General features: G+C 70.5%; 13 protein-coding genes. 5 read left to right on the top strand and 8 right to left on the bottom strand.

The features are described from left to right. The first annotated feature begins 427 nt into the window (after positions 1 to 427). Positions 428 to 1,984 (top strand): hypothetical protein, encoded by a 1,557-nt coding sequence (locus tag ACZ4N5_RS24305; RefSeq protein ID WP_467759161.1) that lies wholly within the window; start codon positions 428 to 430, stop codon positions 1,982 to 1,984. A gap of 94 nt (positions 1,985 to 2,078) precedes the next feature. Here ACZ4N5_RS24305 and ACZ4N5_RS24300 read toward each other — a convergent pair whose 3' ends face one another. Continuing rightward, a complete protein-coding gene (locus tag ACZ4N5_RS24300; protein WP_467759160.1) occupies positions 2,079 to 2,765 on the bottom strand; it encodes a M24 family metallopeptidase in 687 nt (228 codons plus the stop codon). Between the two features lie 274 nt (positions 2,766 to 3,039). Here ACZ4N5_RS24300 and ACZ4N5_RS24295 point away from each other — a divergent pair, with 274 nt between their 5' ends. The 4 genes from ACZ4N5_RS24295 to meaB all read left to right on the top strand — a co-directional run bounded on the left by ACZ4N5_RS24295 (position 3,040) and on the right by meaB (position 12,458). Further along, on the top strand, positions 3,040 to 7,131 hold the full coding sequence (locus tag ACZ4N5_RS24295; RefSeq protein WP_467759214.1) for a molybdopterin-dependent oxidoreductase: 4,092 nt from the start codon (positions 3,040 to 3,042) through the stop codon (positions 7,129 to 7,131). A gap of 364 nt (positions 7,132 to 7,495) precedes the next feature. Next, positions 7,496 to 9,304 (top strand): methylmalonyl-CoA mutase family protein, encoded by a 1,809-nt coding sequence (locus ACZ4N5_RS24290; RefSeq protein WP_467759159.1) that lies wholly within the window; start codon positions 7,496 to 7,498, stop codon positions 9,302 to 9,304. Further along, entirely contained in the window at positions 9,304 to 11,478 is a 2,175-nt protein-coding gene (gene scpA / locus ACZ4N5_RS24285) for a methylmalonyl-CoA mutase (RefSeq protein ID WP_467759158.1), read from the top strand. Before ACZ4N5_RS24290 ends, scpA begins: the two co-directional genes overlap by 1 nt. After that, positions 11,475 to 12,458: a methylmalonyl Co-A mutase-associated GTPase MeaB gene (gene meaB, locus ACZ4N5_RS24280; protein ID WP_467759157.1), complete on the top strand. Its 984-nt coding sequence runs from the start codon at positions 11,475 to 11,477 to the stop codon at positions 12,456 to 12,458. The genes scpA and meaB overlap by 4 nt, the downstream gene beginning before the upstream one ends. A 116-nt stretch (positions 12,459 to 12,574) precedes the next feature. Here the strand turns inward: meaB and ACZ4N5_RS24275 are convergent, their stop codons facing one another. The 7 genes from ACZ4N5_RS24275 to ACZ4N5_RS24245 all read right to left on the bottom strand — a co-directional run bounded on the left by ACZ4N5_RS24275 (position 12,575) and on the right by ACZ4N5_RS24245 (position 20,251). Next, entirely contained in the window at positions 12,575 to 13,333 is a 759-nt protein-coding gene (locus tag ACZ4N5_RS24275) for a CbtA family protein (RefSeq protein ID WP_467759156.1), read from the bottom strand. 21 nt (positions 13,334 to 13,354) lie between these two features. Further along, positions 13,355 to 13,576: a CbtB domain-containing protein gene (locus tag ACZ4N5_RS24270; protein WP_365877220.1), complete on the bottom strand. Its 222-nt coding sequence runs from the start codon at positions 13,574 to 13,576 to the stop codon at positions 13,355 to 13,357. Between the two features lie 458 nt (positions 13,577 to 14,034). Continuing rightward, positions 14,035 to 15,123 carry an enoyl-CoA hydratase/isomerase family protein gene (locus ACZ4N5_RS24265; protein WP_467759155.1) on the bottom strand — a complete coding sequence of 363 codons (1,089 nt, stop codon included), beginning with the start codon at positions 15,121 to 15,123 and terminating at the stop codon, positions 14,035 to 14,037. Between the two features lie 255 nt (positions 15,124 to 15,378). After that, positions 15,379 to 16,506, bottom strand: coding sequence for an LLM class flavin-dependent oxidoreductase (locus ACZ4N5_RS24260; RefSeq protein WP_467759154.1), 1,128 nt, complete (start codon positions 16,504 to 16,506; stop codon positions 15,379 to 15,381). Between the two features lie 16 nt (positions 16,507 to 16,522). Further along, complete coding sequence (locus ACZ4N5_RS24255; RefSeq protein WP_467759153.1) at positions 16,523 to 17,614, bottom strand: LLM class flavin-dependent oxidoreductase; 1,092 nt, start codon at positions 17,612 to 17,614, stop codon at positions 16,523 to 16,525. Further along, positions 17,611 to 18,987, bottom strand: coding sequence for an NtaA/DmoA family FMN-dependent monooxygenase (locus tag ACZ4N5_RS24250; RefSeq protein ID WP_467759152.1), 1,377 nt, complete (start codon positions 18,985 to 18,987; stop codon positions 17,611 to 17,613). The genes ACZ4N5_RS24255 and ACZ4N5_RS24250 overlap by 4 nt, the downstream gene beginning before the upstream one ends. 19 nt (positions 18,988 to 19,006) lie before the next feature. After that, complete coding sequence (locus tag ACZ4N5_RS24245; protein WP_467759151.1) at positions 19,007 to 20,251, bottom strand: LLM class flavin-dependent oxidoreductase; 1,245 nt, start codon at positions 20,249 to 20,251, stop codon at positions 19,007 to 19,009. Positions 20,252 to 20,283 lie beyond the last annotated feature (32 nt).

The raw sequence follows: 20,283 nt of genomic DNA, 5'->3' as shown, positions 1-20,283 counted from the left end.
TCTCCTGGTGATGTCGGCCGCAGTTCCGTAGATCCGGTTCGTCTTCGGCGTTTCCGGGACGGTGAGGTGTGGTTGCCGCCCACCCCCATGGTGTTCCGCCCGGCGGACCGCGAAGGGTGCCGCCATCCCCGTGAGCGCGAAGAGCAGTCCGAGGACGTACCAGCCGGGGCGCCCCCGGGTGATGCGGAGCGCGATGGGGAGACCCGGCCCGACGGCTCGGCCGGGCCCGGCGCCCAGGCCGAACACACCGAGGTACCGGCCGGTGGCGCCCCGCGTCGACCACCGTGCGCGAAACGCGCGAGGCGTCTGCCATCCGGCGGGGCGGGTGGGCCGTAGACGCTCGGTGCGGGCCCCTGTCCTCGGTCGCTTACTGACCGTACGCTGACAAGTCATAGAACTTCAGGCGTGATTGACGGGGGGAACCGTCATGTCCTGGGATCCTCAAAGTGCTCGTGACGACTTCGTCGTACCACCGATGCCGACCGCGCCGCCGCCCGCTCCCGCCGATCCAGGGCGGGCCCTCGCGGTGGCGTTGCTGAACCTCAGCGGGCTCGGGCTCGGTTACGCCGTCGTGCGCCGCTGGGGGCTGATGGCAGCATGCTGGGTCGCGACGGCGATCCTGCTTCTGGTGGCCCTGCCCGCGGACCCTGACGGGGTCCCCGGCGCGATGGTCGTGCTGTACCTGATCTTCCTGGCGCTCGCGGCGGCGCACGGCGCGTCCGTGGGCCTGCGGACCCGGTTGGCGTTGCTGCCGAGCGCCTTGACCGCGGCCGCGCTCGGCGTCGTACTGCTGGCCGTGCCCTCCGGAGGAGTCGTCCTGTACGACGGGGCGCGCGACGAAGCCACGGAGCAGATGCTCCTGGACCGGCTCGACCGGGCGGACAAGCTGGTCAGGCAATCCGGGAAGCAGACGTTCGAAACGGCGGAGGCCGACTATCGCCGCGCCCTCGCCGTCTACGGCGCACTCAGCGACGACCACCCGGGTTCACGCGCGGCCCAGCGTGTCCCCGACCGGCTCAAGACCTACTACGCCACCGTCGGCGCCCCCTACGCGCAGAAGAACTACTGCTCCGCCGTATCGCCCCTGAAGTACCTCCGTACGGTCCCCCACACGATGGGCAAGAAGGTACTCGGAGACCTCTCCACCTGGCCGGACGACCGGCTGGCCACATCACTCTACGAGTGCGCGGCGGCGTCGCTCAGCGGCGGAGGAGGCGACTGGACCACGCAGTTCGGCGAGCTCCTGTCGACCTTCCCCAAGTCCGCACAGGCCGGGAGGGTGGAGCCCGCCGTGAAGACCGCGGTCGACAAGGCGGTCAAGTCCGTGGGCGGCGACGACCCCTGTGCCGCCGTCCAGCAGCTCAACGGTCTCGACACCCAGGTCCGGGGACTGCCCGGGGAGCAGGCCGGACTGGCCGACGCCCTGGGCAAGGACGCCGACCGGGCCTCGCAGAGCGCACGTTCGGGCGCGTACACCTGCGGTGTGCATCAGTACACGGACGGGAACTTCGGTGACGCCGTCACCACCATGAACGACTTCGCCAAGAACAACCCGCACCACAAGAACCGGGCGCGCGCCCAGAAGATAGCCATCGCCGCGGAGGTCGCGCAGACGGTGCCCGCGGCAGGCAAGCGGCTGCCGACCACGGCATCGGGCGGCAGCATCGCCGTCACGGTCAAGAACGACAGCCCCGACGACATCACGGTCCTGTACACGGGGCCGGTGACCGGAAGCTTCAACCTCAAGGCCTGTGGGAGCTGTGCCACGTACGGTTTCGGCAGCACGCTGGGGATCGGCTTCAAGCCGTGCAGTGACAGTGGCAAGCACTACCCGCAGCGGACCATCCGGTTGCCCGTCGGCACCACCTACTTCGTGCACAAGTCCCGGAGCGGAACAGGAAAGTCCCCCGCCTCGGACACCGCCAAGTTGTCGCCGGGTTACGTCTACACCGAGTGCGCGTACACGACGAGCCTCGGCTACTGAGGCGACGGCCGGGCGGCCTGTCTCCCCGCCGGCCGGTTGCGTGCGTGCGTGCGTGCGTGCGACGCGGCCCTTCCTGACGTACCCTCACCGAACGTCAGAGGTCCAGCAGTTCCTCATAGAATCCCCCGAACTCCCGTCCCGGGGCGACGAGATGGATCTCCAGGATCCAGTGCAGGAACCGCCCCGCGTCGTCCGTGCGGCGCAGCGGCTTGTCGTTGGCGGGCACGATGTGGGAGTCGACGTCGTCCCAGTCGTTGTACTCGGGCGGGAACGCGCCGACCAAGTGGCCGGCGTGCCAGCCGCCCAGCTCCCAGCCCGCCTCGGCCGCCAGCCGTTCGACCTCGGCGTATAGCTGCTTGCCGGTGATGTCCGGGTCCGCGTCGAAGGCGCGGCGTCCTGCCGCGAAAACGGTCGCCAGGTCGTCGCGCAGGCGGTGCTTGACGGGGTCCTCGCCCAGTACGAAGGTCCGCCCGAAGTCGGCCTCGAACTCCTCGAAGATCGGCCCGAAGTCGGCGAACACGATGTCGTCCGCGCCGATGACCCGGTCCGGCGGGTTCTCGCGGTAGGGCAGGAGCCTGTTCGGTCCGGACCGCACGATCCGCTTGTGCCAGTAGTGGGTGGTCCCGAACATCTCGTTCGCCAGGTCACGGATCCTGTCGCTCACCGCGCGCTCGCCCCGGCCCGCGGCGACCAGCTGTCTCGTCTCGATCTCGGCGAACAGCGACGCCGCCTTGGCCTGAGCGTCCAGCAGCCGCGCCGCGCGTGTCGCTTCATCCGTCATGTCGCTCACCGTAGGAGTGCCGATCCGGACCCGGCAAGGGTACGGATCACCGCACAGCCCATGCCTCGGTGTCCCCGCGGGCCACATCTCACAAGCGCCGGTACCCGGGTGTGTGGAGCGCGTAACCCCTGATGATCGAGCGGTGTGACAACCGCGTAATGGGCACTTCGTAGCGTCGGGGGAGGAAGGTACCGATCACACGGAGGGGCCGCTCGTGACCACGACCACCCAGCAGGTACGGACGGTGTGCTCGTACTGCGGTGTCGGCTGCGGGATGGTCCTCGACATCGGGATGGGTCCCGATGGGCGGCGTACGGTCCTGAAGGCCACCGGTGACAAGACGCACCCCGCCAACTTCGGGCGCCTGTGCACCAAGGGCGCGACCACGGCCGACATGCTCGCCGCCCCCGGGCGGCTGACCTCGGCCCTCGTGCGATCCGAGCGGGGGGAGGAGGCCGAGTCCGCCCCGGTGGACAGCGCGATCGCCGAGACCGCTCGCCGGATTCGGGCGGTGATCGACGAGCACGGCCCGGACGCCTTCGCGTTCTACGTCTCCGGGCAGATGAGTCTGGAGGCCCAGTACCTGGCGAACAAGCTGGCCAAGGGCTTCATACGGACGAACCAGATCGAGTCGAACTCCCGGCTGTGCATGGCCAGCGCGGGCACCGGCTACAAGCTGTCGCTGGGCGCGGACGGGCCGCCCGGCTCGTACCAGGACTTCGAGCACGCCGACGTCTTCTTCGTCATCGGCTCCAACATGGCCGACTGTCATCCCATCCTGTTCCTCAGGATGATGGACCGGGTCAAGTCGGGTGGCGCCAAGCTGATCGTCGTCGACCCGCGGCGCAGCGCGACCGCCGACAAGGCGGACCTGTTCCTGCCGGTCCGGCCCGGAACCGACCTGGCGCTGCTCAACGGACTGCTGCACCTGCTGTACGAGAACGGGCACACCGATCCCGGGTTCATCGCCGCGCACACCGAGGGCTGGGAGGCGATGCCGGAGTTCCTGGCCGACTACCCGCCCGCCGCGGTCGCCGACATCACCGGGATCCCGGAGGACGACATCCGTGAAGCGGCCCGGCTCATCGGCGAGGCCGGGGAATGGATGAGCTGCTGGACCATGGGCCTCAACCAGTCGACGCACGGCACCTGGAACACCAACGCGCTGGTCAACCTCCATCTGGCGACGGGCGCGATCTGCCGGCCGGGCAGCGGTCCGTTCTCGCTGACCGGTCAGCCGAACGCCATGGGTGGCCGGGAGATGGGGTACATGGGTCCGGGACTGCCCGGCCAGCGGTCGGTGCTGGTCGACGCGGAGCGCGCCTTCATCGAGGAGTTGTGGGAGCTGGCCCCCGGTACGGTCCGTAAGGACGGGGTCGGCCGGGGCACGATCGAGATGTTCCGGAAGATGGCCGACGGGGACATCAAGGCGTGCTGGATCATCTGCACCAACCCGGTCGCCTCCGTGGCCAACCGCAAGACCGTCATCGAGGGCCTGGAGCGGGCCGAGTTCGTCGTCGCCCAGGACGTGTTCGCCGAGACGGAGACCAACGCGTACGCGGATGTCGTCCTGCCGGCAGCGCTGTGGACCGAGACCGAGGGTGTCCTCGTCAACAGCGAGCGCAATGTCACCCTCGCACGGCCCGCGGTGGAGCCGCCCGGTGAGGCGATGGCGGACTGGCGGATCATCGCCGCGGTCGCCCGCGCGATGGGGTACGAGCGGGGCTTCTCGTACGACAGCGCGGAGGAGGTCTTCGAGGAGATCAAGCGCGCCCACAACCCGAAGACCGGCTACGACCTGCGGGGCGTCACCTATGACCGGCTGCGGTCCACCCCGGTGCAGTGGCCCGCGGCGCACGAGGACGGCCCCGACCGCAACCCGATCCGCTACCTGGACGCGGACGGCGTAGGTCCTGTCTTCCCCACGGCGAGCGGCCGCGCGGTGTTCTACGCCCGTCCGCACACTCCCGCCGCCGAGATGCCCGACGACGACTACACGTACGTCCTGAACACGGGCCGGTTGCAGCACCAGTGGCACACCCTCACCAAGACGGGCAGGGTCGCCAAGCTCAACAAGCTCAACCCCGGGCCCTTCGTGGAGCTGCACCCGGACGACGCCGCGGCGCTCGGGATCGCCGACGGCGATTCGGTGGAGGTCGCCTCGCGGCGCGGCCGGGCTGTGCTGCCCGCCGTGGTGACCGACCGGGTTCGGCCCGGCTGCTGTTTCGCGCCCTTCCACTGGAACGATCTGTTCGGCGAATACCTGAGCGTCAACGCCGTCACGAGCGACGCCGTCGATCCGCTGTCCTTCCAGCCGGAGTTCAAGGTCTGCGCGGTGTCCCTGACGAAGGTGGCGACGCCGGTGACGGTGACGGCGCCGGCCGTGGGCGGTGCCGCCGAGGACGCCGGAGTCGCGGTGGCCGCAGCGTCCGGGGGGCCGACCACGGCGGCCGCCCTTTCCGCGGGACCCGCGAGCGTTTTCGGGTTCGAGCCCGCTCCACCGCCGGTCCTGGCCGAGCACGAGCGCCGGTACCTGATCGGTTTCCTCGCCGGCATCGAATCGGGCGCTCCCGGCGTGCCGGTGCTGCCGCCGGGCGCACCCTTCAGCCCCGAGCACGCGCTTTGGGTGAACGGTGTGCTGGCCGGCATGTACTCCCGGTCTGCTCCAGGAACGCCGCCCCCGGCCGGGGCACCTGCCACCCCGGTCCGGGAGGTCGTCGTTCTGTGGGCCTCGCAGACCGGCAACGCGGAGGAGTTCGCCACGGCCGCCGCCGAGCGGCTCACCGCAACCGGGCACAAGGCCACCCTGGTCGGCATGGACGACGCCCACCCGGGGGAACTGCCCAACGGCGCCGACATCCTCCTGATCACCAGCACGTTCGGTGACGGCGACGCCCCCGACAACGGTTCCGGGTTCTGGGACGCCCTGGCCGCGCCCGACACACCGCGCCTGGACGGCGTCCGCTACGCGGTCCTCGCGTTCGGCGACTCCTCGTACGACGACTTCTGCGGCCACGGCCGCCGTCTGGACCAGCGCCTCGACGAACTGGGCGCCGTACGGCTCGCCCCGCGCACGGACTGCGAGCCCGACTACGAGCCCTCGGCCATGGCGTGGCTCGACCAGGTCCTCACCTCACTGACCGACGGCCCGGCAACGGTCCCGAAGCCCGCGCCCACCGCCTCGGCCGCTGCCCCGGGGCGATCGTCCGCCCCCCTGGCGCCACCACCGCCCGCTCCCCCGACGAAGAAGGCAGCCCCCGTCACCACCCGCCTGGTCGGCAACCGATTGCTCAGTCTTCCCGGAGCGGGCAAGGAGGTCCGGCGCTTCACCTTCGACACCCGCGACAGCGAGACCCCGCTCGTCCACCGGGCCGGCGACGCTCTCGGCGTACGTCCCGTCAACTCTCCGGACCTCGTCGCGGAATGGCTGGCCACCACCGGCCTCGCACCGGACAGCCCCGTGAACCTGAGCGGAACGGGAGAAATCCCCTTTCACGACGCCCTGCACCGGTGTCTGGACATCACCCGGATCACCCCCGACCTGCTGCGCTTCGTCGCCGAACGCACCCGCGACCGAGTATTGAAGAAGCTCCTGCGTCCCGACAACAAGGACGAGCTGGCCAAGTGGTCCTGGGGCCGCCAGGCCGTCGACGTCATCGCCGAACACCCCGTCCGGGCCGACGCCCAGGAGTGGGCCGAGGTATTGAAGCCGCTCCAGCCCCGTCTGTACTCCATTTCGTCCAGCCCGCTGACCGATCCCCACCTCGTCTCGCTGACGGTCTCCGTCGTCCGGTACGAGAACCCGGACGGCCGACCGCGCCAGGGCGTCTGCTCGCCCTTTCTCGCCGACGCGGCCCCCGGCACACCTGTACCGGTCTTCGTCCAGCCCGCCCCGAGGTTCCGGCCACCGGCCGACCCCGCCACGCCCATGGTCATGGTGGGCCCCGGCACCGGAGTCGCCCCCTTCATCGGCTTCCTGCACGAGCGCCGCGCCCTCGGTCACCGCGCGCCCAACTGGCTGTTCTTCGGCGAACAGCACCGGGCCACCGACTTCTACTACGAGGACGAGCTGACCGACTTCCTCACCGACGGCACGCTCACCCGACTCGACACCGCCTTCTCCCGCGACCAGCGCGCCAAGGTCTATGTCCAGGACCGGATGCGCGAGCACGGCCCGCAACTGTGGTCCTGGCTCCAGGAGGGAGCGCACTTCTACGTGTGCGGCGACGCCTCCCGCATGGCCAAGGACGTCGACCGAGCCCTCCGGGACATCGCCACCACCCACGGCGGCCACAGCGCCGACGGAGCGGCCGCGTACCTCAAGCAGCTCGCGGCCGAGAGGCGGTACGTCCGCGACGTGTACTGACCAGCTGCGCGTCGGCGGCTCACCGAGGCAGGTGCGCGGGCTTCCCGCCCATCGGGGGCTGTCGGCGCCGCGGTCAGGGCGATGTGCCGGCGGGCCCGTTCGTGGCGAGACCGAGGTCGACGGGCACGGCCGGTGGGCCTTCGCGTCGTACGGCAGCCAGCAGTGCCGGAACATGAAGACCGCCCCCGCCGGGTCCAGTACCGCGACTCTGGCTGCCTGCCTGGGTATTCGCATCGGTTCACCCTGCCAGAGCGGTCCAAGGGCGTCGTTCAGGCGCCTGAGATCTGGATCACCGACAGCAAGAGGTCAAGGTCACAGGCTTTGCCTCTGCTGTCGCTCCAGGACTCTGACCTAGCATCCGAGCATGACAGTCCTGCCCAATGACGGGCTCGCGCTGGCCGCCGAGTTCCCTTCCGCGACCCATGACCAGTGGCAGCTCCTGGTAGAAGGCGTGCTGCGCAAATCGGGCAAGGAGGTCTCGAGCGCGACAGCCGAAGCCGCGCTGTCCACCTCGCTCGAGGACGGGCTCGCCACCAGGCCCCTGTACACCGCGCACGACACAGCAGCCGAACCCGGTTTCCCCGGATTCGCCCCCTTCGTCCGGGGAAGCCGGCCCGAGGGCAACACCGCCGGCGGCTGGGACGTACGGCAGCGGCACACAGCAACCGACAACGCCCTGGTGCTCGGTGACCTGGAGAACGGCGTCACCTCGCTGTGGCTCGCCGTCGGCGAGGGCGGCATTCCGGTCTCCTCGCTCGAAGGCGTCCTCGACGGCGTCTTCCTCGACCTGGCGCCCGTCGTCCTCGACGCGGGACGTGACGTCGAGGCGGCGGCCCGGGAGTTGCTGCGGCTGTACGAGGAACGGGGCATCGCTCCGAGCGCCGTGCGCGGCAACCTCGGCGCGGACCCGCTCGGCCACGAGGCCCGCACCGGGACCGCGATGGACTTCACGTCGATCGTCCCGCTCGCCCTGCGGTGCACCGAGGAGTACCCAGGACTGCGGGCGCTGACCGTGGACGCGCTGCCGTACCACGAGGCCGGCGGCTCGGCCGCGCAGGAGCTGGGCGCCTCACTGGCGACCGGTGTCGCCTGTCTGCGGGAGCTGACCGAAGCGGGTCTGTCCGTCGAACAGGCTTGTGCGCAGCTCGAGTTCCGGTACGCCGCGACCGCCGACCAGTTCCTGACGATCGCCAAGCTGCGGGCGGCGCGCAGACTGTGGGCGCGGGTCGCCGAGGTGTGCGGGGCGCCGGGCGCGGGTGCCCAGGTGCAGCACGCCGTGACCTCGCCGGTGATGATGTCGCGCCGCGACCCGTGGGTGAACATGCTGCGCACGACCATCGCGACGCTCGCGGCCGGGGTCGGCGGCGCCGACTCCGTCACCGTCCTCCCGTTCGACCACGCTCTCGGCCTGCCGGACGCCTTCGCGCGGCGCATCGCCCGCAACACCTCGACGATCCTCATCGAGGAGTCGCACCTGTCCCGGGTGATCGACCCGGCGGGCGGCTCCTGGTACGTGGAGAAGCTCACTGACGAACTCGCCCACGCGGGCTGGGAGTTCTTCCAGGGGATCGAGCAGACGGGCGGCCAGGCCGCGGCGTTGCGCTCGGGCCGGCTGCGCCAGGACCTGGCGGACACCTGGGCGGCGCGCTCGGCGAAGCTCGCCAAGCGGCGCGAACCGATCACCGGCGTCAGCGAGTTCCCGCATCTGGCCGAGCGCCCGGTGGAGCGTGAACCCGCTCCCGAGGCGCCGTCCGGCGGCCTGCCGCGGGTGCGGCGCGACGAGGCGTACGAGGAGCTGCGGGCCCGCTCCGACGCGCACCTCGCCGCCACCGGGACCCGTCCCCGGATCTACCTGGCCACGATCGGCCCCGCCGCCGCGCACACCGCTCGGTCGACGTTCGTCGCGAACCTGTTCCAGGCCGGTGGCATCGAGCCGGTCACGGACGGCACGTTCGAGGACAGCGGCGCCACCGAGGCCTGTCTGTGCTCCAGTGACGCCCTGTACGAGGAGCAGGCCGCGACCACGGCCGAAGCCCTCGCGGCGGCCGGCGCCCGGCATGTGTTCCTGGCCGGCCGCCCCGGTCAGTACGCCGGTGTCGACGCCTATGTCTTCGCGGGCTGCGACGCCGTCGCCGTCCTCTCCGCCACCCTCGACCGCATGGGAGTGTCCTGATGGGAATCCCCGACTTCTCCGGAATCGAACTGGGGACGCCCACCACCGAAGGCAGCGCCGACGAGTGGAGTGCCGCCGCACAGAAGGCCACCGGCGGGAGCGAGGCGTTCTGGGAGACCCCGGAGGGCATCGCGGTCAAGCCGCTGTACACCGGCCGTGACACGGAAGGCCTCGACTTCCTGGACACGTACCCGGGCATGGCTCCGTATCTGCGCGGCCCGTACCCGACGATGTACGTCAACCAGCCCTGGACGATCCGCCAGTACGCGGGCTTCTCCACGGCCGAGGAGTCCAACGCCTTCTACCGCCGCAACCTGGCGGCCGGTCAGAAGGGCCTGTCGATCGCCTTCGACCTGCCCACGCACCGGGGTTACGACAGCGACCACCCGCGCGTGACGGGCGACGTCGGCATGGCGGGCGTGGCCATCGACTCCATCTACGACATGCGGCAGCTCTTCGACGGCATCCCGCTGGACAAGATGACCGTGTCGATGACGATGAACGGCGCCGTGCTGCCCGTCCTCGCGCTGTACATCGTGGCGGCCGAGGAACAGGGCGTGCCGCCCGAGAAGCTGGCCGGGACCATCCAGAACGACATCCTCAAGGAGTTCATGGTCCGCAACACCTACATCTATCCGCCGAAGCCGTCGATGCGGATCATCTCCGACATCTTCGCGTACACCTCGCAGCGGATGCCGCGCTACAACTCCATCTCCATCTCCGGGTATCACATCCAGGAGGCGGGCGCGACGGCCGACCTGGAGCTGGCGTACACGCTCGCGGACGGCGTCGAGTACATCCGGGCGGGCCGCGAGGCGGGGCTCGACGTGGACGCGTTCGCGCCGCGGCTCTCGTTCTTCTGGGCGATCGGCATGAACTTCTTCATGGAGGTCGCCAAGCTGCGGGCGGCGCGCCTGCTGTGGGCGAAGCTGGTGAAGCAGTTCGACCCGCAGAACGCCAAGTCCCTTTCCCTGCGCACGCATTCACAGACCTCCGGCTGGTCGCTGACCGCGCAGGACGTGTTCAACAACGTGACGCGTACGTGCGTGGAGGCCATGGCCGCCACCCAGGGCCACACCCAGTCGCTGCACACCAACGCCCTGGACGAGGCCCTCGCCCTGCCCACCGACTTCTCCGCGCGGATCGCCCGCAACACGCAGCTGCTGCTGCAGCAGGAGTCCGGTACGACCCGGGTCATCGACCCGTGGGGCGGCAGCGCGTACATCGAGAAGCTGACGCACGACCTCGCCCGCCGGGCCTGGCAGCACATCGAGGAGGTCGAGGCGGCGGGCGGCATGGCGCAGGCCATCGACGCCGGCATCCCCAAGCTCCGGATCGAGGAGGCGGCGGCCCGCACCCAGGCCCGCATCGACTCCGGCCGCCAGCCGGTCATCGGCGTCAACAAGTACCGCGTGGAGACCGACGAGAAGATCGACGTCCTCAAGGTCGACAACTCCTCCGTACGCACGCAGCAGATCGAGAAGCTGCGGCGGCTGCGCGCGGAGCGCGACGAGCGGGCGTGCCAGGACGCGCTGGACGACCTGACGCGAGCTGCGGGCGGCGAGGGCAACCTGCTGGAACTGGCGGTGCGCGCGGCCCGCGCGATGGCCACCGTCGGGGAGATCTCCGACGCCCTGGAGAAGGTGTACGGGCGGCACGCGGGCCAGATCCGTACGATCTCCGGCGTGTACCGCAACGAAGCAGGGGAGTCCCCGTCCGTGGACCGCACCCGCACCCTGGTGGACGCGTTCGAGGAGGCCGAGGGCCGGCGCCCGCGCATCCTGGTCGCCAAGATGGGCCAGGACGGTCACGACCGCGGCCAGAAGGTGATCGCGACCGCCTTCGCCGACCTCGGCTTCGACGTGGACGTCGGCCCGCTGTTCCAGACGCCGGGCGAGGTGGCACGCCAGGCGGTGGAGGCGGACGTGCACATCGTGGGCGTCTCGTCGCTGGCCGCGGGGCACCTCACCCTCGTACCGGCGCTGCGCGAGGAACTGGCGGCGGAGGGCCGCGAGGACATCATGGTCGTGGTCGGCGGGGTGATCCCGCCGCAGGACGTGCCGACCCTGCTGGAGATGGGCGCGGCGGCCGTGTTCCCGCCCGGGACGGTGATCCCGGACGCGGCCTACGACCTCGTCCAGCGGCTCTCTGCCGACCTCGGGCACGCCCTGTGATCGAACTCGACACCTACGTCAAGGGTGTGCTCGACGGGAAGCGGGCGCTGGTCGCCCGTGCCATCACGCTCGTCGAGTCCACCCGGCCCCAGCACCGGGCGCTGGCACAGGAGTTGCTGACCGAACTGCTCCCGCACAGCGGGAAGGCGCGGCGGATCGGCATCAGCGGGGTGCCGGGCGTGGGCAAGTCGACGTTCATCGACGCGTTCGGCACGATGCTGACCTCGCTCGGGTACCGGGTCGCGGTGCTCGCCGTCGACCCGTCCTCCAGCCGTACCGGCGGCTCGATCCTCGGCGACAAGACCCGCATGGAGCGCCTCGCCGTGGACCCGGCGGCCTTCATCCGCCCCTCCCCCACCGCGGGCACGCTCGGCGGGGTGGCCAAGGCGACCCGCGAGTCGATCGTCGTGATGGAAGCCGCCGGCTACGACGTGGTGCTGGTGGAGACGGTCGGGGTCGGCCAGTCGGAGACCGCGGTCGCGAACATGGTCGACTCCTTCCTGCTGTTGACGCTGGCGCGCACCGGAGATCAGTTGCAGGGCATCAAGAAGGGTGTCCTGGAGCTGGCCGACGTGATCGCCGTCAACAAGGCGGACGGCCCGCACACGCGCGACGCGCAGTCCGCGGCGCGTGAACTGGCAGGCGCCCTGCGGCTGATGCACGGCAAGGACGCGGCCTGGACGCCTCCGGTGCTGAGTTGCAGCGCCCGCGAGTCGGCCGGGCTGGACGCCGTCTGGGATCGTCTGGAACAGCACCGCACTCTTCTCGACTCGACCGGCCGTCTCGCCGACAAGCGCCGTGACCAGCAGGTCGACTGGACCTGGACGATGGTCCGCGACGAACTCCTCGGCCGCCTGCACGCCGATCAGGCCGTACGGGCCATCGCCCCCGACCTCGAACGGCAGGTACGGGAGGGCGGGTTGACGGCCACGCTCGCGGCGGAGCGCATTCTGAAGGTGTTCGGCGGCGCGGGTTCCTAGCCGCTCGGACGGCGGAGCCGACAGGTCATCGACGGTTCTGCGTCACGCCTTCCCGGCACGCACAGCACGAGAGGCCCCTCGGACGGATCCGAGGGGCCTCTCGCTTCGCGAAGAATTCAGTGTGCGGCCGGAACCGACCGCCCGGACGGGACCGTCGCGGGCCTGGGGTTGAGCATGCGCTCGGCCAACTCGCCGAAGACGAGGCCGAATCCGCCCCACAGGACGGTCTGGATGGCCAGGGCGGAGAGCCTGAACCGCCACAAGAGGGTGGCCGGGAAGTCCCCCGGCACCTCGTTGACCACGGGCAGGAACGCGTAGGCCAGGCCGATCACGACGGCGAAGGCGGCCACCGCGAGCACGGTGGCGTACCAGGTACCCAGACGGGGCGCGAGGCGCTTGCCGAGGATGGTGGCGCCGATCGCCAGGAGCACGCTGAGGACCATCATCAGGAAGTACAGCGTGGTCCGCTTGCCGATGGTGGCGGGGTCGCCGACCGACGGCGGATTGGCCGGGTACTTCAGGAACGGGACGACGTACACGGCGAGGAGCGCGGTCACCGACAGCAGGAGCGCGGTCGCGCGGGGGCCGAAGCGGCCCACGCGGCCGAGTGCGAAGCAGTAGGCGAGCGCGGCGATGCCGCCGAAGGAGATGCCGTAGATCAGGACACCGGTGGCGAGGCCGGCGGTGGACTGGAGGCTGCGGGAGACGAGTTCGACCTCGTGCCCGTGCGCGGGAGCGTGAGCCTCCTCGAAGCCGATCGCGCTGTCGACGGTCGGTTCACCGAGCAAGTAGGCGACGACCAGGGCGAGTACACCGGCCGCGAGACCGGCGAGCATGCCTCGCACGAGCAGGTTTCTTACCGTTGCGGAGTTCATGAGCGTGTGCCGTCCCTCGCGTCAGTGGCAGGGGAAACCGAGCAGGTGGCGGGCGTCGTGCACCCACTCGTGGACGTCCTCGCCGGAGACGACGGAGGTGGCGCCCTGTTCGGCGCCGACGAAGTACAGCAGGACCAGCATCAGGATGCCGAAGAAGACCGCCCAGGGTGCTATCGCGGTCAGCGGCAGCTTGGCGGGAAGTGCGGGGGTGGTGGCTGTCGGCTGGGCGACGGTCTGCGCCATGGCAGGACCTCCTCGGGAGTTCGCGTCCCATCTCGGTGGTGCACAGGATGACGCCTACGGGTCTGACTCACGCGGCGCCCAGCGTGGCTGGAGCGTCTCGTTCACAGTGGCGCGACCGTGCCGGATTTCCGCCGGCTTCCGTCTTGACGTCATCAATATCGGACCGACCGTACCGCGTGGTGACTACCTGGCCAAGACCGCACCACCTGGGGTGATCTTCCTCTCGTCCCAGGTGGCGGGTCCTGTGTGAACGGCGGGTCACCGGTGCCGTTTCGGACGAAGCCCGAAGAAGTGCCCGGTGACTCCGCCGCGTTCGGCCGTGGGCGACGCACGAGGTTGGACGTTCGCGGCGTACAACTGAACCGTCTGCGGGCGGAGTTCGGTGCGCGCTCGGCACGCGGGACGGGTTCGGCCCGTGTGCCCGGGTCGGGTGAATGCGACGCGCCCGCTCGCCGAACTCAGTCCCTCTGTATCGCCGTTCCCGGGTCGGCGAGCCCGAGTTCCCGCTCTCCCAGGGACGCGAAGAAGCGCTCGACGTCGGCGTCGGTGACCTCGGCGAGGGTGGCCGGGGACCAGTGCGGGTCGCGGTCCTTGTCGATGATCTGGGCCCGGATGCCCTCGACCAGGTCGGGGGCGGACAGGGCGGCGCAGGAGACGCGGTACTCCTGGTCCAGAACGCGCTCCAGCGAACCGAGCCGCCGGGCACGGCGCAGGGCGGCCAGCGTGACCTTCAACGCGGTGGGCGAGTTGCCGAGCAGGATCTCCGCCGTCTCCTTCGCCGCCGGATCCCCGACCGCGAGCAGCCGCTGGACGATCTCCTCGACCGTGTCGGCCGCGTAGCAGGCGTCGATCCACTCCCGCCGCTCGGCGAGCTCGGCAGGAGGCGACGGCTGCACATGACGGGCCAGAGCCTCTTGTACCGGGAGAGCAGCGAGGTCGGCAACGAACTGGCGGATCGACGAGGACGGCAGGTAGTGGTCGGCGAGGCCGCACAGCAGAGCGTCGCCTGCGCCGATCGAGGCACCCGTCAGGGCGAGATGGGTGCCCAGTTCACCCGCGGCGAGGGCGAGCAGACGGGTGCCGCCGACGTCGGGGACGAAGCCGATGCCGGTCTCGGGCATGGCGATGCGTGAGCGCTCGGTGACGACCCGGACGCTGCCGTGCGCGGAGACGCCGACGCCGCCGCCCATGACGATGCCGTCCATGACCGCGACGTACGGCTTGGGGTAGCGGGCGATGCGGGCGTTGAGGTGGTACTCGTCGCGCCAGAACGCGGCGGACGCGGTGCCGTCCCCGTCGCGCGCGTCGTCGTGCACGAACCGGATGTCGCCGCCCGCGCAGAGTCCGCGCTCTCCGGCGCCTGTGATGACCACCGTCTCGACGGCCGGGTCGTGTTCCCAGGCGGCGAGGGCTCGGTCGATCAGGCGCACCATCGTGTGGTTCAGGGCGTTCAGGGCCTTCGGCCGGTTGAGGGTGAGGTGGGCGGCCCGTCCGTCGGTGTGCAGCAGGACGGCTTCCTCGGCGCCGGGTGCCTCGGTGCCGGTCATCCGACAGCCTCCGTCAGGCCCTGGGCCACGATGACGCGCATGATCTCGTTGGTTCCTTCCGGGGTCCGGCGAATTTCGCAGGTCACGACGATCTTCTCGCTACGGTACCCATCGAGGATCGTGGCCCCCGTGCGGGTGCGGGCGGTACGCCAGCGGGTACCCCGGGGCGGTGGCGAACCGCTTCGCCGTGACGCGCGGCCGAACGGCGTGTAGTCACCGGGTGAGGTGCGCAGAGCCGGTTCACCTGAAGCCGGTTCACCTCGTACGCCATTCCTCGGCCAGCAGCTCGTACGACTTCACGCGGTCCGCGTGGCCGTGCGTGATCGTGGTGATCAGCAACTCGTCGGCGCCCGTGGCCTCCTGGAGCTGCGCCAGCTGGTCGGCCACCCGTCCCGGCGAGCCGACGAACTGGGTGTCGAGGCGGTCCTGGACCAGCGCGCGGTCCGTGTCGGACCAGACGTGGGCGCGCGCCTCGTCCGGGGTCGGGAACCGGATGGCTCCCTCCGCGTTACGGATGCTGCGGACCCAGAGGCCGTATCCGGTGGCGAGTTCGCGGGCGGTGTCGTCGTCCTCGGCGACCACGACGTCCGCCGACACGCTGACGTACGGCTTGTCGAGGACGTCGGACGGATGGAACGCGGCCCGGTAGCCCTCCGCCGCCTCCAGCACGGTGGCCGGACTGACGTGGTAATTCGCCGCGAACCGGAGCCCGTTGCGGCCGGCGACCTCGGCGCTCTGGCCGCCGCTGCTGCCCAGGATCCACAGTTCCACGTCCGCGCCCTCGCCCGGTACGGCATGCGCCTCGACCCCCTCCGCCGATCGGTAGGTGCCGGCGAGCAGCGCGAGAATGTCGTCGATCTGCTCGCCGTAGTCCTGCGACTGGGCGTTCGGCTGCTGGAGGAGAGTGCGCTGCAGGGCGACCCGTGGTGAGCCGAGCAGATGCTCGAACGAGAAACGGGGCGGAATGCGCAGCCCGTTGGGCGTGCGGCCGTCGACGACGGGCGTCGCGGTCGGCAGCGGCGTGGCGGGCCCGCCAGGAGGCCGGCCGCCGGAGCGACCGAGGCCCAGGTCGAGACGGCCGGGGTGCAGGGCGTCGATCAGACCGAACTCCTCGACCGTGGACAGGGCGGTGCGGTGGCCCAGTTGTACGGCGCCGGAGCCGAGCCGGATCGTCGAGGTCGCGGATGCCGTCAGGGCGAGGACGACCGCGGGCGAGGTACCGGCCACGCCCGGATTGAGGTGGTGTTCGGCGAACCAGTAGCGGGCGTACCCGAGGTCCTCGGCCCTGCGGGCCAGGTCGATGGAGTTGTGCAGCGCCTCGGTGGCGGTGGAACCGGACGAGATCGGGACCAGGTCGAGAACGCCGAGGGGGATGTCGGACATGGCGGGTCAGGGCTCCTCAGTGGTCGGCGGGCACGGGTTCGGGCACGGGCGGTGAGAGGACGGGCGCCCACGGGAACGGCGGGTCGGGGATCTCTCGGCGCAGCACCGGCGCGACGGCGGACTGGAAGAGTTCCAGTGAGTCCCGGTGCTGACGGTTGGTCAGTCCTCCGGCGTCGGCGTGCAGATGGAGGACTCTGTGCCCGAACTGTTCGTGATAGCGGTGCACCTTGTCGATGATCTGCTGGGGGCTGCCGATCAGTGCCGAGCTGCGTTCCACGAAGTCCTCCAGCGTCGTGAACACCGGTGCGAGGCCGAGCCGCTTCTGGAACGCGAGGTTTCCCTCGAAGACGGGCCGGTAGGCGGTGAGCGCCTCTTGGGAGGTCCGGGCCGCGTAGATGCCGGCCGTCCCGGCGCCGACCGCGATGCCGGCCGGATCGTGGCCGTAGTACTCCCAGCGCTCGCGGTAGTGGCGGATCAACTCGGCATACGGCTCTATCGGGTTGGTGACGTTGGCGGAGGAGAGCGGGTCGCCGTGACGGGCGGCCAGATCGACCGACTCCTTGCTGGTGGCGCTGCCGTGCCAGACCCGGACGGGCTGCTGGAGGGGTCGGGGCCACACCTCCGCGTCCTTGAGTTCCGGACGGAACCGGGTCGCCGCGGTGACCTTGTCCTGCCGCCAGATCCTGCGGAACACCTCGTAGCTCTCGGCGTTGCGGTCCCACTGGTCCTCGGTGGTGACCTTGAACAGCTCCCGCTGTGCGGCGCCGTTCCCCTTGCCGACGATCAGCTCCAGGCGTCCGCCGGACAGATGATCGAGCGTCGCGTAGTCCTCGTACGCGCGCACCGGGTCGAGAAGGCTGAGCGTGGTGACCGCGGTGAACAGCCGGATCCTTGAGGTGAGTGCGGCGATGTGGCTGAGGACCACCGGCGGCGAGGAGGAGATGAACGGACGCTCGTGCCGTTCCCCCACCCCGAAGCCGTCGAAGCCCAGTTCCTCGGCGAGCAGCGCGTTGTCGATGACCTCACGGAAGCGGTCGTTGGTCGGTTTCTGGATTCCGGTGACCGGGTGGGGGGCGTGCACGATCAGGGTGATCGCCAGGAACTTCATGACGCCGCCCGTTCGGCGGACGTATCGGCGTCGGGGTGGGCCAGGCCGAGGTGGTCGCGCAGGGTGCTGCCCTCGTAGTCGGTGCGGTAAACGCCCCGTTCCTGGAGGAGCGGGACGACGGTGTCCGCGAAGGAGTCCAGGCCGCCCGGCGTGATGTGCGGGACGAGGATGAAGCCGTCGGAGGCGTCGGCCTGGACGAAGTCGTTGATGGTCTCGGCGACCGTGGCCGGGCTGCCGACGAAGGCCTGCCGGTTCCCGGTCTCGATGACGAGATCGCGGATGGACCAGTTGTTGGCGGCCGCCCGCTCCCGCCACTCCCGGGCGGTGGCCAGCGGGTCGCGGTACATCCGGACCTGGGCGCGGCCGCGGGCGATGGTGTGTTCGCCGAGGTCCGGGTCGATGTCGGGCAGGGGGCCGTCCGGGTCGTACGAGGACAGGTCACGGTTCCAGACGAACTCCAGGTGCTTGATGGCGGTGGCGCCGCTGACCTGGGCGCGCCGCACCTCGCGGGCATGCTCCTCGGCCTCGGCGTCGGTGTCGCCGAGCACGAAGGTCGCGGCGGGCAGGATCAGCAGCTGGTCGTGGTGGCGGCCGTAGCGGGCGAGGCGTCCCTTGACGTCGCTGTAGAAGGCCTGGCCCTCCTTGAGCGTCGCGTAGCGGCTGAAGATGGCGTCGGCGCCCGCGGCGGCGAACTCGCGGCCCTCCTCGGAGTCACCGGCCTGGAAGATCACCGGTCGGCCCTGCGGGGAGCGCGGGACGTTGAACTGGCCCTCGATGTCGAAGTGTTGCCCCTGGTGGACGAAGGCTCCGGCCTTGGCGTCGCTGAGGAAGGTGCCGGTCTCCTGGTCGGCGACGATCTCGTCCCCGTGCCAGGAGTCGAAGAGCTCGTTCGCCGTGGTCAGGAACTCCTTGGCCCGGGAGTAGCGCTCCTCCTGGGGCAGGAAGCCGCCGCGGCGGAAGTTCTCGCCGGTGAAGGCGTCCCAGGAGGTGACGACGTTCCAGGCGGCACGCCCGTCGGAGAGGTGGTCGAGGCTGGCGAACTGACGGGCCACCTCGTAGGGCTCGTTGAAGGTGGAGTTGATGGTGCCGGTCAGGCCGAGCCGTTCGGTGACGGCGGCGAGGGCGGCGAGGACGGTGAAGGTGTCGGGCCGTCCTACGACGTCCAAGTCATAGATCTTTCCGCCCTGTTCGCGCAGGCGCAGACCTTCGGCGAGGAACAGGAAGTCGAACTTGGCGCGCTCGGCGGTGCGCGCGAAGTGTGCGAAGGAGCTGAACTCGATGTGGCTGCCGGCCTCGGGGTCGCTCCACACGGTGGTGTTGTTGACGCCGGGGAAGTGCGCCGCGAGGTGGATCTGCTTGAGCGGCTTGCTCATGGTCGGGGGTCCTTCCGGCTCAGGCGGTCGGGGCGGATTTGGCTGACCCCTGCTCGGTGAACTTGGGTGAGTAGCGGTTCGCGGGGCGGGCGAGCCCGAGCAGTCCGCGCAGGGTGTCGGCCTCGTAGGCGTTCCGGAAGACACCCCGGCGCTGGAGTTCGGGCACCAGAGTGCGCGTGATCGCCGGGAGGTCGTGCCCGACGACGGCGGGCCGCAGCCGGAAGCCGGACAGTCCCGACTCGCCCAATTCCTGTAGCAGATCAGCGAGTTGGGTGGCCGTCCCGGTGAAGATCCGGGCGTCGCCGGTGTACGGCCGGCCCGCGAGGGCGTCCAGGCGCTCGCGGCGGGCCTCGGCGGCCCCGGGGTCGTCGTCGAGGAAGACCAGGAGGTCCCCGAAGAGGTGCACGGTCTCCTCTCCCCGGCCGACCGCGGTCTGCTCGGCGCGGATCTCGTCGACGATGGCACGGGCCTGAGAGGCGTCGCGCGGCGTGACGAAGGCGACGTCGGCGGCCCTGGCCACCAGCCGGTACGGGATCGTCGCGTGGGCCAGGGCGGTGACGAGCGGCTGTCCCTGGGGCGGCCGGGGAGTGATGGACGGGCCCTTGACGCTGAAGTGCCTGCCCTCGAAGTCGATGTAGTGCAGCTTGTCGCGGTCGATGAAGCGGCCGGTCGCGACGTCGCGGATCTCGGCGTCGTCCTCCCAGCTGTCCCAGAGCCTGCGCACGGTCTCGACGTGGTCGGCGGCCTCGTCGAACAGGTCGGTCACCACCTCCTGCACCGCGGGGGTGTCGTAGTCCTCGAACCGGAAGGGCGGGAACGTACGGCGCCCGAAGTGAGCGGCCTCGCTCTGGCGTGCGCTGATCTGCACGCGTAGGCCCGCGCGGCCGGAACTCACATAGTCGAGAGTGGCGATCGCCTTCGATATGTGGAACGGCTCAGTGTGTGTGGCCACCACGGTCGGAACCACGCCTATGTGCCGGGTCAGCGGCGCGATTCGCGACGCGATGAGGACGGCGTCCAGGCGGCCGCGGACCTGGTCGGTGCGGCCGTCCGGTCCGGTGAGCGACGATGACTGGAGGCCGAGTCCGTCCTCGATGGTCACGAAGTCGAGCAGACCGCGCTCGGCCTCGGTGACCAGGTCGGTCCAGTAGGCGGCGGTCAGCAGTTCACGGGGGCGGGCCACGGGCTCGCGCCAGGCGGCCGGGTGCCAGCCCGCGCCGTCCAGCGCGACGGCGAGGTGCAGGGGTGTGGGTGACGAGGACACGGGAGGTGCCTTCCTGATCGACCGTACGAGGA

This window comes from Streptomyces sp. NPDC026500 (assembly GCF_055567635.1).
Note: the sequence above shows the minus strand (reverse complement) of the source record. Positions and strands in the feature narration are given on the sequence as shown.

Excerpts from the sequence above, each read along its gene's own strand:
- ACZ4N5_RS24300 (WP_467759160.1), bottom strand. The coding sequence starts at position 2,765 with ATGACGGATGAAGCGACACGCGCGGCGCGGCTGCTGGACGCTCAGGCC.
- ACZ4N5_RS24250 (WP_467759152.1), bottom strand. The coding sequence starts at position 18,987 with ATGAGCAAGCCGCTCAAGCAGATCCACCTCGCGGCGCACTTCCCCGGC.
- ACZ4N5_RS24275 (WP_467759156.1), bottom strand. The coding sequence starts at position 13,333 with ATGAACTCCGCAACGGTAAGAAACCTGCTCGTGCGAGGCATGCTCGCC.
- scpA (WP_467759158.1), top strand. The coding sequence starts at position 9,304 with ATGGGAATCCCCGACTTCTCCGGAATCGAACTGGGGACGCCCACCACC.
- ACZ4N5_RS24290 (WP_467759159.1), top strand. The coding sequence starts at position 7,496 with ATGACAGTCCTGCCCAATGACGGGCTCGCGCTGGCCGCCGAGTTCCCT.
- ACZ4N5_RS24260 (WP_467759154.1), bottom strand. The coding sequence starts at position 16,506 with ATGTCCGACATCCCCCTCGGCGTTCTCGACCTGGTCCCGATCTCGTCC.
- ACZ4N5_RS24305 (WP_467759161.1), top strand. The coding sequence starts at position 428 with ATGTCCTGGGATCCTCAAAGTGCTCGTGACGACTTCGTCGTACCACCG.
- ACZ4N5_RS24270 (WP_365877220.1), bottom strand. The coding sequence starts at position 13,576 with ATGGCGCAGACCGTCGCCCAGCCGACAGCCACCACCCCCGCACTTCCC.
- ACZ4N5_RS24265 (WP_467759155.1), bottom strand. The coding sequence starts at position 15,123 with ATGACCGGCACCGAGGCACCCGGCGCCGAGGAAGCCGTCCTGCTGCAC.
- ACZ4N5_RS24255 (WP_467759153.1), bottom strand. The coding sequence starts at position 17,614 with ATGAAGTTCCTGGCGATCACCCTGATCGTGCACGCCCCCCACCCGGTC.
- ACZ4N5_RS24295 (WP_467759214.1), top strand. The coding sequence starts at position 3,040 with ATGGTCCTCGACATCGGGATGGGTCCCGATGGGCGGCGTACGGTCCTG.